Origin of the sequence: Polaribacter sp. R77954 (assembly GCF_044595335.1) — a bacterium.
GTDB lineage: Bacteria > Bacteroidota > Bacteroidia > Flavobacteriales > Flavobacteriaceae > Polaribacter.
Map to the genome: position 1 here is coordinate 70,181 of NZ_CP138992.1, position 13,278 is coordinate 83,458.

General features: G+C 29.2%; 17 protein-coding genes. 13 read left to right on the forward strand and 4 right to left on the reverse strand.

The annotated features are described in order from the left end of the window. The first annotated feature begins 118 nt into the window (after positions 1–118). Positions 119–820 carry a LytR/AlgR family response regulator transcription factor gene (locus SJY27_RS00225; protein ID WP_397446229.1) on the forward strand — a complete coding sequence of 234 codons (702 nt, stop codon included), beginning with the start codon at positions 119–121 and terminating at the stop codon, positions 818–820. Between the two features lie 392 nt (positions 821–1,212). Continuing rightward, positions 1,213–1,656, forward strand: coding sequence for a glycosyltransferase (locus SJY27_RS00230; RefSeq protein ID WP_397446230.1), 444 nt, complete (start codon positions 1,213–1,215; stop codon positions 1,654–1,656). On the opposite strand, the gene SJY27_RS00235 is transcribed toward SJY27_RS00230, so the two are convergent. After that, a complete protein-coding gene (locus SJY27_RS00235) occupies positions 1,653–2,006 on the reverse strand; it encodes a hypothetical protein (protein WP_397446231.1) in 354 nt (117 codons plus the stop codon). The genes SJY27_RS00230 and SJY27_RS00235 overlap by 4 nt on opposite strands. Positions 2,007–2,013: 7 nt before the next feature. Next, entirely contained in the window at positions 2,014–2,532 is a 519-nt protein-coding gene (locus SJY27_RS00240; protein WP_397446232.1) for a hypothetical protein, read from the reverse strand. Between the two features lie 550 nt (positions 2,533–3,082). On the opposite strand from SJY27_RS00240, the gene porQ reads away from it, so the two are divergent. Together porQ and cmk are read left to right on the forward strand one after the other, a co-directional pair. Continuing rightward, positions 3,083–4,108, forward strand: a complete 1,026-nt coding sequence (gene porQ, locus SJY27_RS00245) for a type IX secretion system protein PorQ (RefSeq protein WP_397446233.1) — start codon at positions 3,083–3,085, stop codon at positions 4,106–4,108. Continuing rightward, a complete protein-coding gene (gene cmk / locus SJY27_RS00250) occupies positions 4,108–4,803 on the forward strand; it encodes a (d)CMP kinase (protein ID WP_397446234.1) in 696 nt (231 codons plus the stop codon). Before porQ ends, cmk begins: the two co-directional genes overlap by 1 nt. A gap of 194 nt (positions 4,804–4,997) precedes the next feature. Here cmk and SJY27_RS00255 read toward each other — a convergent pair whose 3' ends face one another. Next, on the reverse strand, positions 4,998–5,627 hold the full coding sequence (locus SJY27_RS00255) for a 7-carboxy-7-deazaguanine synthase QueE (protein WP_397446235.1): 630 nt from the start codon (positions 5,625–5,627) through the stop codon (positions 4,998–5,000). Positions 5,628–5,630: 3 nt separating this feature from the next. After that, positions 5,631–6,050 carry a RidA family protein gene (locus SJY27_RS00260; RefSeq protein ID WP_397446236.1) on the reverse strand — a complete coding sequence of 140 codons (420 nt, stop codon included), beginning with the start codon at positions 6,048–6,050 and terminating at the stop codon, positions 5,631–5,633. Positions 6,051–6,298: 248 nt separating this feature from the next. Here SJY27_RS00260 and rpsA point away from each other — a divergent pair, with 248 nt between their 5' ends. The 9 genes from rpsA (at position 6,299) to SJY27_RS00305 (ending at position 12,993) form a co-directional block, all read left to right on the forward strand. Beyond that, positions 6,299–8,116, forward strand: a complete 1,818-nt coding sequence (gene rpsA, locus SJY27_RS00265; protein ID WP_397446237.1) for a 30S ribosomal protein S1 — start codon at positions 6,299–6,301, stop codon at positions 8,114–8,116. 126 nt (positions 8,117–8,242) lie between these two features. Next, positions 8,243–8,662 (forward strand): hypothetical protein, encoded by a 420-nt coding sequence (locus SJY27_RS00270; RefSeq protein ID WP_397446238.1) that lies wholly within the window; start codon positions 8,243–8,245, stop codon positions 8,660–8,662. 92 nt (positions 8,663–8,754) lie between these two features. Continuing rightward, positions 8,755–9,264 carry a VOC family protein gene (locus tag SJY27_RS00275; protein WP_397446239.1) on the forward strand — a complete coding sequence of 170 codons (510 nt, stop codon included), beginning with the start codon at positions 8,755–8,757 and terminating at the stop codon, positions 9,262–9,264. Between the two features lie 157 nt (positions 9,265–9,421). Beyond that, a complete protein-coding gene (locus SJY27_RS00280; protein ID WP_397446240.1) occupies positions 9,422–10,165 on the forward strand; it encodes a hypothetical protein in 744 nt (247 codons plus the stop codon). Positions 10,166–10,224: 59 nt separating this feature from the next. Then, positions 10,225–10,530 (forward strand): ArsR/SmtB family transcription factor, encoded by a 306-nt coding sequence (locus SJY27_RS00285; RefSeq protein ID WP_397446241.1) that lies wholly within the window; start codon positions 10,225–10,227, stop codon positions 10,528–10,530. Between the two features lie 51 nt (positions 10,531–10,581). Further along, the gene (locus SJY27_RS00290) at positions 10,582–10,887 is read left to right on the forward strand and encodes a thioredoxin family protein (protein ID WP_397446242.1); all 306 of its coding nucleotides are present in this window, start codon (positions 10,582–10,584) and stop codon (positions 10,885–10,887) included. 3 nt (positions 10,888–10,890) lie between these two features. Beyond that, a complete protein-coding gene (locus tag SJY27_RS00295; protein WP_397446243.1) occupies positions 10,891–11,868 on the forward strand; it encodes a permease in 978 nt (325 codons plus the stop codon). Positions 11,869–11,880: 12 nt separating this feature from the next. Then, complete coding sequence (locus tag SJY27_RS00300) at positions 11,881–12,321, forward strand: nitrophenyl compound nitroreductase subunit ArsF family protein (protein WP_397446244.1); 441 nt, start codon at positions 11,881–11,883, stop codon at positions 12,319–12,321. Continuing rightward, positions 12,322–12,993 (forward strand): aromatic aminobenezylarsenical efflux permease ArsG family transporter, encoded by a 672-nt coding sequence (locus SJY27_RS00305; RefSeq protein ID WP_397446245.1) that lies wholly within the window; start codon positions 12,322–12,324, stop codon positions 12,991–12,993. The last annotated feature ends 285 nt before the right edge of the window (positions 12,994–13,278 follow it).

Below are 13,278 nucleotides of genomic sequence, written 5' to 3' on the forward strand. Positions count from 1 at the left end.
AAAATATTAAGCAATGTTTTACTTGTTTAATTGCATTTAGTTAAAAGTAGCTTTATGAGTTGCCAAACTAAAAACAATAAATTCTATTACCAGTTTTATTAAAAAAAAATTCAGCTATATGAAGTGTATTATTATAGATGACGAGAAAATGGCAAGAGTTATTACCCAAACACTCTGCAACGAAGTAAATGATTTAGAAATTTTGGCAGATTTTCCTAATGCCATTCAAGCAATGAAATTTTTGAATGAAAATACTGTAGATTTAATTTTCTTAGACATTCACATGCCAGATTTTAATGGTGTAGATTTTATTAAGGCACTTAAAAACCCGCCAAAAATTATTTTAACCACTTCAGATCCAAAATTTGCAATTGAAGCCTTTGAATATGAGTTTATTGTAGATTATCTTTTAAAACCAATTGAATCTTCGCGTTTTCAAAAAGCCGTACAAAAAGCAAAAAGTAAAAAAATAGAAACACCTGAAGCTGGCTCTAAAACAGAAGATGTTTCTAACGATTTTTATGTAAATATTGATAGACGTTTAATTAAGATTGATTTGCCAAGTATTTGTTTGGTTGAAGCCAAAGGTGATTATATAAAAATAAAAACCGAAGATAAAATTTATACGGTACACTCTACCTTAAAAAAAATCGAAGAAAAGCTGCCAGATTCATTATTCTTAAAAGTACACAGGTCTTATATTATTAATGTTAAAAAAATAATTGATATCGAAGACAATAGTGTATTAATAAAGAAAGACGTAATACCTGTAAGCAGGTCAAAAAGACCAGAATTAATGAAACGCTTAGATTTATTATAATTTGTCTAAACTTAACTACATTTAGTCTACACTTAAATTGTAAAAGTCGAAAAAAAGCACAAATACTTCTCTTAGTATTTAATTTTGTGGTAAAATATAATTATCATGAAAGTTAAACTACTTATTTTAATATTGACATCAGTAACTTTATTGAAAGCACAGTGTCACCAATCATTAGGTAGTTATTCCTCAAATAATATAGTTACATGCCAAAAAGTAAAATAGGTACAATTTTTTTGATCATAAACCCTAAAAATTAACCCATACTTATTTTTAGTACGTATGGCTTTGTGTAAAAATTTACTTAAGGGATATTAAAAAAATAACCCAAGTTTTACGTAATAAAGCTGTAGATGAATAATAATCACTTTAACAATTAAAAAAAAATCATAATGCATTCTGGAATTATTATTATTTTCAATAATGACGAGCAAAACATAGATACAAACCCAATTTTAGATTTTTTAGATAAAAATAACTTTAAGATATGTTTAGTAAATAATGCAAGTACAGATAAAACTATTGAAGCTTTAAATAAAATAAAGCTACAGGCAAACGCTAGCGATAATATCTATATATTAGACAACAGTCGTAACAAAGGCCTAAAATACGCTGTAAAGGCAGGTGCACGATTTTTGTTAAACGAAGCAGACTTTGAAAATATGATATATCTTGAGTCTAATATTATCATGTATTTAAAACATATAGAAGAATATTTTTCTCAGATAAAGTTACAAAAAGAATTATTATCACAATATCAAACACGATCTGATAGAAATGTGCTAAGCAATGTTTTTCCTTTTAAAGAGCTTATAAAAATGAATGAAAGTTGTTAATTGATGATGTTGTTTTTCACTTTAAAACAATTTTCATAGCCTAAATAAAGCGGATTGCCTGCTTCTTCAAACCAAAAACCTTCTAAAATATCTTTGGTTAAGCATTTGTAAACAACAGTACCCGTAAATATTTTATGATCGTCATTTTTATAATAAAAGTTAATCACCAAAATATTATCTTTAAAAAAACCGTTACCTAATTGCAATTGGTTGGTATTAATAATCCATTTGGCAGTAATTCTTTTGCTATCGTCTATAGACAAAAAAAGTTCGCCTTTATAGGTGTCATCAGAAGCATCTTGATTACTACCTACAACCGTATATTTTCCTACAATATCTATTTCTTTCAATGTTGTCTTAAAAACGTTTTCCAATTCCTATTCCTACAGACCAAGTACCAAAGTTGTTAGAACGATGATCATAAAATAAAGTTGGAGCAATATCCCAATGATTTCCAAATTCTATTTCGTACTCTAATCCAGTTCTTATAATAAATAGGTTTTCATTTTGCTCAAATTCTATACCAGTACCTAAAACCAATACCCAATTTTCATAAAATTTCCAAAGTGCGTCTATGGTAACCACTACAGGAAATTCTTTCTCAACAAAAAGTTGATGATCTTTTTCAACTTCAAAAGTTAACAACTCTAAATCGTTATGAAAACCAAAACCTAATTTTTCTGTAAACCAATATTCTAAATCTAATCCAATAGAAGGTACAATAACAGTTTCATTACCATTAATAGAACCCATTGGTATATAAGTATGACTTAAAACAGGGCTAATTCTAAAATGCTTAAAATCTTCATGATGATCTTGTGCATAGTTAGCCAAACTTAGTAAGATTATAGCAATTGTAACTACTTTTCTTTTCATTTTTTAAATGCTTTATAATTTATAAAGCACAAAACTATTATAAAGTTTTTTGTATGAAAATGATAAATGTTAGCTTTAATATAAAAGTCAAACTGTATAGTTTATAAATTTAAATACAACAAAATAAATTAAAAAAGGTTTTTTATTACTTAAAATTCACATGCAAATTTTATAATTATGTGGTTTAATTGTATGATAATAATTTGGTTAGGTGTATTTATAAAAAGCTGTAAATCTAGATTTTTTGTGCTTCTCTACATTAGTGCATTCACTTATTATAAGTTGTTTGCTTAATGCTGTTTTTGTTTTTTAAAATATGGATTATGTTTATTTAAATGTTGGTATATTTTTAAAACTGTATTTTTAACTTTTTGTTGATGTTTGATTGGTAAAATCAATTTTTATTTTATCCATCAAAAATCTGGTTCTTCCTCATTATTGTTTTAAAGTATTTCATTATTAAAAATAAGATTTTTATATTTTTTGTTGCTATCTTGTAATATATTAAAGTATTTTCGTTATTGTATACGTACAGTTATTTATAGATTGAATGAATATCAAAAAAATACTTTTTTTTAGTTTTTTACTATCTTATTTATCGATTATTGGACAAGTTGGAGGTGAAAATGTATACCAATTTTTGAATTTGTCTACTTCTGCTAGACAGATTGCTTTAGGTGGTGAAGTGTTAACCTTGGTGGATGATGTAAATCAACCTATATGGAATCCTGCTACTATAAATGAAAATATAGATAATAAAGTTTCTTTAAATTATTCTAATTATTTGGCGGGTATAAATATTGGTTCATTGTCTTATGCTAAACTTATTTCTAGACGTTTTGGAACCCTTCATGGAAGTATAAATTACCTAAATTATGGTACTTTAATTGGTGCAGATTCAGAAGGAAATGAAACTGGTAATTTTAGTGCAAGTGATATTGCAGTTTCTATTGGTTATGCAAGAAATTTACCTTGGACCAATTTATTTTTCGGTGCCAATATTAAGGTAATCACTTCTAATATAGATAGTTTTACATCTTCTGGAATTGCGGCTGATTTTGCTGTTTTGTATTATTCACCCTATAAACCGTATTCTTTTACAGTGGTTGCCAGAAATGTGGGTACACAAATTAAATCATTTAATGGAACAAATGAAGAGCTGCCCTTTAAGGTAGCAGTTGGGGCTTCTTACAGATTAGAATATGTTCCTTTAAAATGGTATTTAACCTTAGATAATTTGCAACAATGGGATGTTTCTGTTCCAAATCCTTCAGAACAAACAACAGATTTAGAAGGCAATGTAACTGAGCAAGAAATTGGTTTTTTAGCCAATGCATCTAGACATTTTGTAATTGGGGCTGAGTTATTTCCAGAAAGTGCAATTAATATAAGAGTAGGATATAATTTTAGAAGAGCAGCTGAATTAAAATTACAAAACGTAAGAACTTTTGGTGGAATATCGTATGGTTTTGGGATAAAAATGAATAAAATAAAGTTTAATTACGCATATTCTAAATTTCATTCTGCTACAAATGCAAGTACTTTTAGTTTACAAATTGATTTAGATAAAAGATAATGAATAAAAAAATTACCATAGCTATAGACGGATTTTCATCTACAGGAAAAAGTACAATCGCTAAATTATTGGCTAAAAAATACAATTATATTTATGTTGATACTGGTGCAATGTATAGAGCTGTTTCGTTATTTGCAAAACAAAATGGTTTGGTAGGTGCCGATTTTTTAGATCATAAAAAACTTATTGCCAACCTATTTAATATTTCACTTTCTTTTCAATATAATAGCAAACTTGGTTTTGCAGAAATGTTTTTAAACGGACAAAATGTTGAGAAAGAAATAAGAACTTTAGAGGTTTCTCAATTAGTAAGTAAAGTGGCAACGATTTCTGAGGTTCGTAAAAAGTTGGTAGCAGAACAACAGCAAATGGGAGAATCTGGAGGAATTGTTATGGATGGTAGAGATATTGGAACTGTTGTTTTTCCGAATGCCGAATTGAAATTATTTATGACTGCTTCTGCCGATAAAAGAGCTACAAGAAGATATAAAGAATTGATGGATAGAGGAGATGATGTAAATTTTGACGCTATTTTGTTTAATGTGCAAGAACGAGATCAAATTGATTCTACCAGAGAAGATTCGCCATTAGTAAAAGCAGATGACGCTATTGAATTTGATAATTCTGATATGGGAATTGAAGAGCAATTTGAAAGAATTTGTAGTTTAGTAGAACAAAAACTTTCTGAAATTTAAAAGTTAGCAGATAGGTCTACCCTGATTGAAGCATTTGTTTGATCTTTTTTTATGCTGATCTCGATTCTGTAGCTGTTTTTGCTATTAAAATTACATTCTTATAATAGCAAGAACTTGAAATAAATTCAGCAAAAAAAGCGAGTGCTGAAAGTAGGAAATAGCTTCAAAAAAAGATACTGAAACAAGTGCTGATTTTAAGGAATGTTTAAATATTTATGCGTTTGTAAAGAGATTTTCCATTTCGGATTTTTCATAACATATTGCACAATTTCATCAGTCATTTTTTCTTTTTTACTCCATTCTGGTTGTAAAAATAATTGACATTTTTCAGAAACTTTAGCAGCTTCTTGCTCAGCAAAATCAAAATCTGATTTGTTGTGGATAATCATTTTTAACTCATCTGCCTCTGGGTATACTTCGTCTAAAGGTAATTTTGTTTTTTTTGGTGATAAGCAAAACCAATCCCATTTACCAGAAAAAGAATAGGCTCCAGAAGTTTCAATATGTGTTTTTAGATGATTTTTTTGCAGTAAATTTGTTAAGTAATCCATAGACCACATTAAAGGTTCACCACCAGTAATAACAACTGTATCAGCATATTTTTTGGCGTTTTCAACAATTTTATCTGCTAGAGTAGGTGGGTGCAAATCAGCATTCCAACTTTCTTTAACATCACACCAATGGCAACCTACATCACAACCACCAACTCTTATAAAATAAGCAGCAGTTCCTGTATGTGAACCTTCACCTTGAATGGTGTAAAATTCTTCCATTAGTGGAAGCATAATCCCTTTATCTACTAACTCTTTTGTCTTTTTATCCATCATCTACTTTCTTACTGCAACTACTTCAATTTCAATTTTTGCACCTGCTACCAAATTGGCTGCAAATGTAGTTCTTGCAGGTAAATTATCCGTAAAAAAAGTACTATAAATTGTATTCATTTTAGAAAAATCTTCAATATCAACAAGAATAACAGTACATTTTACAACATCTTTTAAGGTTAATTTATGGTGTTTTAAAACTGCTTCAATATTTAAAATAGCTTGTTGAGTTTGGGCTTCAATACCACCTTGTACTATTTTTCCTGTTGTATGATTTTTACCAATTTGACCCGTTAAGAAATACAAATGATCAACCTGAACTGCATCAGAAAAAGGAACATTTGCTCTGCTTTTTTCATGAGATTTGTGATGTTTTACTACAGATGTTGACTCATATTTGCAAGAAAAAATGGGCATCAACATAAAAAAAAGAAATATTTGAATCGGAGTTTTCATAAGTGTATGATTATCAGATGCAAATATAATCAGAATTAAAACGAATTATTTGGTTCTAAATCATTAAAAATCAATGATTTTTTGTACATTTGCCAACCTTTTTACGAGAACAGATTTAAAAAAGGAATTATAAAAAACAAATTTATAAAACATCTCTTGATGTTTTTATCGTTAAAAATCTGAAAAACAACAGGATACAAATTTTATTTTCAGGAATGTCTGAAGAAACAAAAAACACTGAAGAGCAAGTAGTTGCTGCAGAAGTACAAGAAACAGCAACTCCAGCTGTAGATCCACAACAATTTTTAGCTGATTTTAACTGGCACAAATACGAAGAAGGTATTGATGAAGTTGATGAAGAAAAATTAAAAGAGTTTGAAGAAGCTTTAAAAGGTACTATCGGTTTTGTAAATGAAAGCGATGTTATTGAAGGAAAAGTAATTAGAATTACAGATAGAGATGCCATTATCGACATCAACTCTAAATCTGAAGGAGTAATTTCTTTAAACGAATTTCGTTACAACCAAGGTTTATCTGTAGGTGATACAGTAGAGGTCTTAGTTGATAAAAGAGAAGATTCTTCTGGTCAATTGGTATTATCTCACAAAAAAGCGAGAGTAATTAAAGCTTGGGAACGTGTTAATAATGCGCATGAAACTGGTGAAGTTGTTAACGGTTTTGTAAAATGTAGAACTAGAGGTGGTATGATTGTAGATGTTTTCGGAATCGAAGCATTTTTACCAGGTTCTCAAATTGATGTAAAACCAATTAGAGATTACGATCAATATGTAGAGAAAACAATGGAATTCAAAGTTGTTAAAATCAACCACGAGTTTAAAAACGTTGTTGTATCTCATAAAGCGCTTATTGAAGCAGATATTGAATTACAGAAAAAAGAAATCATTGGCCAGTTAGAAAAAGGACAAGTATTAGAAGGTGTGGTTAAAAACATTACTTCTTATGGTGTATTTGTTGATTTAGGTGGTGTTGATGGTTTAGTACATATTACAGATTTATCATGGTCTAGAATCAATCATCCAAATGAGGTTGTTGAGTTAGATCAAAAATTGAACGTTGTAATTTTAGACTTTGATGATAATAAATCTAGAATTCAATTAGGTTTAAAACAATTATCTGCTCATCCTTGGGAAGCTTTAAATGCTGAATTAAAAGTTGGTGATAAAGTAACTGGTGAAGTTGTTGTTTTAGCTGATTATGGTGCGTTTGTAGAAGTAGAGCAAGGAGTTGAAGGATTAATACACGTTTCTGAAATGTCTTGGTCAACACACTTACGTTCTGCACAAGATTTCGTAAAAGTTGGTGATAAAGTTGAAGCTCAAATCTTAACTTTAGATAGAGAAGACCGTAAAATGTCTTTAGGTATCAAACAATTACACCCAGATCCTTGGACAGATATTACTTCTAAATTCCCAGTAGGTTCTACGCATACAGGTACTGTAAGAAATTACACGAACTTTGGAGTTTTTGTAGAGTTAGAAGAAGGTATTGATGGTTTAGTATATATTTCTGATTTATCTTGGACTAAGAAAATTAAGCATCCATCAGATTTTGTAACTGTGGGTCAGAAGTTAGATGTTCAAGTTTTAGAATTAGATGTTGAAAACAGAAAATTAAACTTAGGTCATAAACAAACTCAAGATAATCCTTGGGATGCTCACGAAGCTACTTATGCAATAGGTTCTATTCATGAAGGTGTTGTAAAAGACAAAAATGATAAAGGAGCTGTAGTAACTTTTGCTGATGGAGTAGAAGGTTTTGCACCAAGCAGATTCTTAGAAAAAGAAGATGGTACTAAATTAGGTAAAGGTGAAACTTTGAAATTTATTGTATTAGAATTCTCTAAAGAATACAGAAGAGTAGTAGTATCTCACACTTCTATCTTTAAAGAGCAAGAGCGTAAGAACATTAAAGCACAAGCTAAAAAATCTCAAGATGCAGAAAAAACTACGTTAGGAGATATTGGTGGTCTTGCAGCATTAAAGAAGAAAATGGAAGCTGGTAACAAGAAATAAAAATTTCTTTTATTAAGTTGATATTTATAATATCTAAAAACCATAGCAATTTTTGCTATGGTTTTTTTATTTTTAGCATAAAGTTGGTCTATAATTTAGTTTGCAAAAAATAGAAACCCAAACACTATGAAAATAATATATAAGAAAAAAGTAATCTACGCTAATTTAATGTTTGGAATAGTTTGGGACGGACTTGGAATTTTTAAAGTCTTAGAAGGTAATAATCTATCATGGTCTGGTTATTTATATTTAGTTATAGGGCTTTTATTTATTGGTAATTATTTATATTGTTTAAAAAACCAATATTTGACCATTGAAAACGGAACTATCCGTAAAAACGTACTTTACGGGTTTGTGAAAAAAGTAAATCTGAAAGAAATAAAGTTGATAAAAAAGTTTGCTAGTGATTATATTCTAAAAACGGAAACGAAACAATTAAAAATCCATACAGAAGCAATCGAGGAAAAATCGCTTTCTGAATTGAATAGAATATTAACGGAACTGAATGTATCACCTGAAAAAATGCCATTTGGGAACAAGGTGTAAAATTATTGTTTTTAAGGTTTTCTGTGAAACAATCTCGCTAGCGTAAAAGGCCATTTTATTGATTATTTTTCGGTAAATTTAAACAATAAACCTTGTACAAAAACAGAGTACGATATTTAAGAAAAACCAGAACCATAGATATGATAAAAGGGCTATACGAAACGCATTTGTACGTTGAAAATTTAGAAAACTCAATCCAATTCTACACCAACGTTCTTGGTTTAAAACAATGTCGATTTGGAGCAGAACGAAGAACCGCCTTTTTCTGGATAGGAAAAGACAAAAAAGCAATGCTCGGCTTATGGGAAAAACCAAAGAAAGAAATCGACTTAAGACATTTCGCTTTTGAATGTGACCCTGAATGGATTATAAATGAATCTATTGATTTTTTAAAATCAAATAATTTAAACTTTTGGAATTTCCTTCAAGACGATAATGAAAAGCCAATGGTTTTTTGTTGGATGCCAGCAGTATCCATATATTTCTCTGATCCAGATGGACATTATCTTGAATTTATTGGAATTTTACCTGGCGAAACAAAAGGAAATGATGAAAAACGAGTGGTAACGTATGAACAATGGCTAGAATTAAAGGAAAAATAAATGCCCTAATATAATAATGTATAACCGCAATTACAAGGAATTTGATTACGGCCAAAAATACTCAGAATTGCTAAGGTTTTTGACGAATCGAAAATTAACCCATATAAATCCGTAACTTAATTTACTATAAATACGTTTGCAAAAATTAAAGAAAAAAATGAAATTAATTAAAGTTATTAGAATTACATGTTTTAGTATCATTCTTACTTCTTGTGGTACTTCTTTGAAAATAAATTTAACAAACAATTACCAGCGTGAAAATTTGAGTAATAATGAAGTTTTTATTTTTTATAATGAAAACAAACTTCCCAAAGAATCTAAAGAAATAGGTGATTTGAAAATAGGAGATTCAGGTTTTTCAACAAAGTGCTCAAAAGAAGAGGTTTTAAATAATGCCAAAAACGCAGCAAAAATAAACAATGCCAATATTGTTTTGATAGACGAAATGAAAGAGCCTAATTTTGGTAGTTCTTGTTACAGATTAAAAGGACGTTTTTTTTATAACAACACTGAAAAAATGAAAGAATTATGGGCAAGTAGTAATAATTTATTTGATGAAAACGCAGATTATGCCTTGGTTCATTTTATATGTAAAGGAGAAATACCTAGTGGTTATAGTTATATGAAGGCAGGTCTTGTTGGTGGAACCTATACTTTAACTTATGGTAATGAGAAGTTCAAGATTTCAGAAAATAATATTATTACAAAAAAAATAAGGAAAGAAGGTAAAATAAAAATAAACGGAACTTCCTATACTAGAAGTGGAAATGTGGAAATTGAACTGAATAATGGATATGAATATTTTATAAGTGTAACAACTCATACAAATATAGGAACCAGAGTTGTTTTAGAAGAAATCTCATCACTTGAAGGAAAAAGAATTTTGAATAAATTAAGATAACAATATGATAAAAATCATCTTAAAGTTCAAATAGCTATCGTACATTTACGATTAGAAATATGAAAAGAAGTTTAGAACAAATAGAATATAAAAACGATACTAAAGCATTGGCAAAATTTGCGAAAGCTTTAGCACATCCCACTCGTATTGCTATTTTGAAACATCTTGAAAATCAATCGTGTTGTTTTACAGGAGATTTGGTTGATGTTTTACCAATTTCTCAATCAACGGTTTCACAACATTTAAAAGAATTAAAAAACGCAGGTTTAATTCAAGGTGAATTAAAACCGCCAAAAATAAAGTACTGTATCAATCAAGAAAACTGGAAAATTGCAAAAACATTATTTCAGGAATTTTTTGATTGATATTTTTTTGATAACCTTATCGTATATTGGCGATAAACAAATGTAAATATGATGACCAAAGTAATTAAAATTTTAGGGACTGGATGTCCAAAATGCCAATCAATGACAGCTGTAGTTAAAGATGTTATTTCAGCAAATAATATTGATGCTACTATTGAAAAAGTGGAAGAAATTATGGAAATTATGGAATTTAATGTAATAAGCACACCAGCTTTGGTAATAGATAACGTGGTTACCATAAAAGGTAGAGTTCCTGCAAAAGACGAAGTTTTAGCGCTCATAAAAACAAAGGAGTCTATTGTTGATAAAAATTCTGACGACAGTTGTTGTTCTAATACCAGCAGCTGTTGCTCATAATTTATGTTTGATTGGATACAACATATTGCAGATTGGTTTGTTTACGATATTTTAGGATTAACTAAAGGGCAACACCTAGCAGAAGCTTTAAATTTCTTTATGTATGATACCACAAAGATTTTAATACTTCTTTTTGTTGTCATCTTTTTTATGGGCATTGTTAACAGCTACTTTCCCATTGATAAGGTAAAAAACTATCTGTCAAGAAATAAATTATACGGTTTAGAATACCTTATGGCAAGTCTTTTTGGTGTTGTAACGCCTTTTTGTTCTTGTTCTTCAGTGCCCTTATTTATTGGTTTTGTAAGAGGAGGAATTCCATTAGGTGTCACTTTTTCATTTTTGATTACTTCACCCTTGGTAAATGAAGTTGCTATCGGACTTTTTGTTGGCTTATTTGGTATTAAAACAACCATAATTTATGTGGTTAGTGGTATTTTGTTAGGTACAATTTCTGGTGTAATACTTCAAAAATTAAAATTGGAAACCTATTTAACACCTTGGGTTAAACAAGTTTTAGAAAACGCCCAAAGAGAACAAGATATTTTTCAAGCAGAAAAACAAACCTTTAAACAACGTTTGCCAATTATCTGGGCAGAAGTCATAAAAATTCTTAAAGGTATTATTCCTTATGTAATTATCGGAATTGCAATTGGTGGACTAATGCACGGCTATATTCCTGAAGGATTTTTTGAAAAATATATGGATAAGGACAACCTTTTTGCGGTACCTATTGCTACAATTTTAGCTGTACCAATGTATTCAAACGCTTCTGGCATACTTCCAGTAGTTCAGGTATTAGTTGCTAAAGGAATTCCTCTAGGAACTGCAATCGCTTTTATGATGGGAGTTGTAGGGCTTTCATTACCAGAGGCCATGTTATTAAAAAAAGTAATGACCTTAAAGTTGATTGCCATCTTTTTTGCAGTCGTTACGCTTTGCATCATCATTTCAGGTTATTTATTTAACATCCTATTATAAAATAAAAGATAAATGAATTATACAATTAAAATTTTCGCAGTTTTAGCAATGGGGCTATTACTTATATCCTGTAATAGTAATAATAAAAGTAAAAAAGCTTCTTTGGATAAAAACGTTTCAAAAATTGAAGTTTTTGATTTTCACTCAACTCATAGATGTATGACTTGTAATGCTATTGAGGCAAATACAAAATATACATTACAAACCTTTTTTGCATCTGAACTAAAAGAAGATAAAATTACGTTTAAAGTTATTAATATAGATGAAAAAGAGAATGAAAAGATTGCTGAAAAATTTGAGGCCTCAGGTACTTCTTTAATTTTAAATGTGATTAAAAACGGAAAAGAAACCCAAATAAATTTAACGAGTTTTGCTTTTATGAATGGCAATGATCAAGCGGTATTTTCTAAAGAATTGAAAGCAAAAATAGATACCGAATTAAAAATGCTCTAAATGGATTTTTTGCAATCGCTTTTAGAGAATTACAACATTCCTATTTTGTCGGCATTGATACTCGGACTAATGACAGCCATTAATCCTTGTCCTTTGGCAACTAATATTACTGCAACAGCTTTTATTTCTAAAAACATTTCTAGTAAACGAAACGTATTTTTAAGCGGATTACTTTATGCTTTAGGTAGAGGATTTAGTTATACTACAATTGGCTTGATATTATATTTTGGAGCAAATAAATTTTATATCTCTCGCTTTTTTAATCAGAATGGAGAGAAATATTTAGGGCCTTTATTAATCATCATTGGCTTGATTATGCTAAATATTATCAAGCTCAATTTTTTAGGAAAATCAAACTTTCAAGAAAAACTATCTGAAAAATTTAAAGACAAAGGTCTTTTAGGTTCTTTTTTAATAGGTGTGGTTTTTGCTTTGGCATTTTGCCCTTATAGTGGCGCATTGTTTTTTGGTATGTTGATTCCAATAACTATTGCATCAGCAGACGGACTTTATTTACCCATTGTATTCGCATTTGGAACAGGATTACCAGTGCTTCTTTTTACTTATTTATTGGCATTTACAGCTGGGAAAATTGGAATATTTTATAATAGAATTTCCAAAATAGAAAAAATAATGCGAACTGTTGCTGGTGTTGTTTTTATTTTAACGTGATTGTATTATGTTTCTATTTTTTTAAGAATATTAGAATAAACAGCCTCACTCTAAAAACGGTAAAGTGTTTATTTAGTGAACGTACATATTAGAATTATAACCAACATTGCAAAACCAAGTAAAACGTTAAAAGCACTGTAATCAATATAAAATTGAATTACTATTGATTTTTAAATAGAACTAAGGTTTATGATTAAGCCAATAAAAAACCATTTAGAAATTTTCTAAATGGTTTGGTTATTTTTTTTAAAAGATAATATAAAATGATGAAGCTAAATTCAGCAT

Bases quoted from the DNA above. Each gene is read 5' to 3' on its own strand.
- SJY27_RS00225 (WP_397446229.1), top strand. From the start codon at position 119: ATGAAGTGTATTATTATAGATGACGAGAAAATGGCAAGAGTTATTACC.
- SJY27_RS00230 (WP_397446230.1), top strand. From the start codon at position 1,213: ATGCATTCTGGAATTATTATTATTTTCAATAATGACGAGCAAAACATA.
- SJY27_RS00240 (WP_397446232.1), bottom strand. From the start codon at position 2,532: ATGAAAAGAAAAGTAGTTACAATTGCTATAATCTTACTAAGTTTGGCT.
- porQ (WP_397446233.1), top strand. From the start codon at position 3,083: ATGAATATCAAAAAAATACTTTTTTTTAGTTTTTTACTATCTTATTTA.
- cmk (WP_397446234.1), top strand. From the start codon at position 4,108: ATGAATAAAAAAATTACCATAGCTATAGACGGATTTTCATCTACAGGA.
- SJY27_RS00255 (WP_397446235.1), bottom strand. From the start codon at position 5,627: ATGGATAAAAAGACAAAAGAGTTAGTAGATAAAGGGATTATGCTTCCA.
- SJY27_RS00260 (WP_397446236.1), bottom strand. From the start codon at position 6,050: ATGTTGATGCCCATTTTTTCTTGCAAATATGAGTCAACATCTGTAGTA.
- rpsA (WP_397446237.1), top strand. From the start codon at position 6,299: ATGTCTGAAGAAACAAAAAACACTGAAGAGCAAGTAGTTGCTGCAGAA.
- SJY27_RS00270 (WP_397446238.1), top strand. From the start codon at position 8,243: ATGAAAATAATATATAAGAAAAAAGTAATCTACGCTAATTTAATGTTT.
- SJY27_RS00280 (WP_397446240.1), top strand. From the start codon at position 9,422: ATGAAATTAATTAAAGTTATTAGAATTACATGTTTTAGTATCATTCTT.
- SJY27_RS00285 (WP_397446241.1), top strand. From the start codon at position 10,225: ATGAAAAGAAGTTTAGAACAAATAGAATATAAAAACGATACTAAAGCA.
- SJY27_RS00290 (WP_397446242.1), top strand. From the start codon at position 10,582: ATGACCAAAGTAATTAAAATTTTAGGGACTGGATGTCCAAAATGCCAA.
- SJY27_RS00295 (WP_397446243.1), top strand. From the start codon at position 10,891: ATGTTTGATTGGATACAACATATTGCAGATTGGTTTGTTTACGATATT.
- SJY27_RS00300 (WP_397446244.1), top strand. From the start codon at position 11,881: ATGAATTATACAATTAAAATTTTCGCAGTTTTAGCAATGGGGCTATTA.
- SJY27_RS00305 (WP_397446245.1), top strand. From the start codon at position 12,322: ATGGATTTTTTGCAATCGCTTTTAGAGAATTACAACATTCCTATTTTG.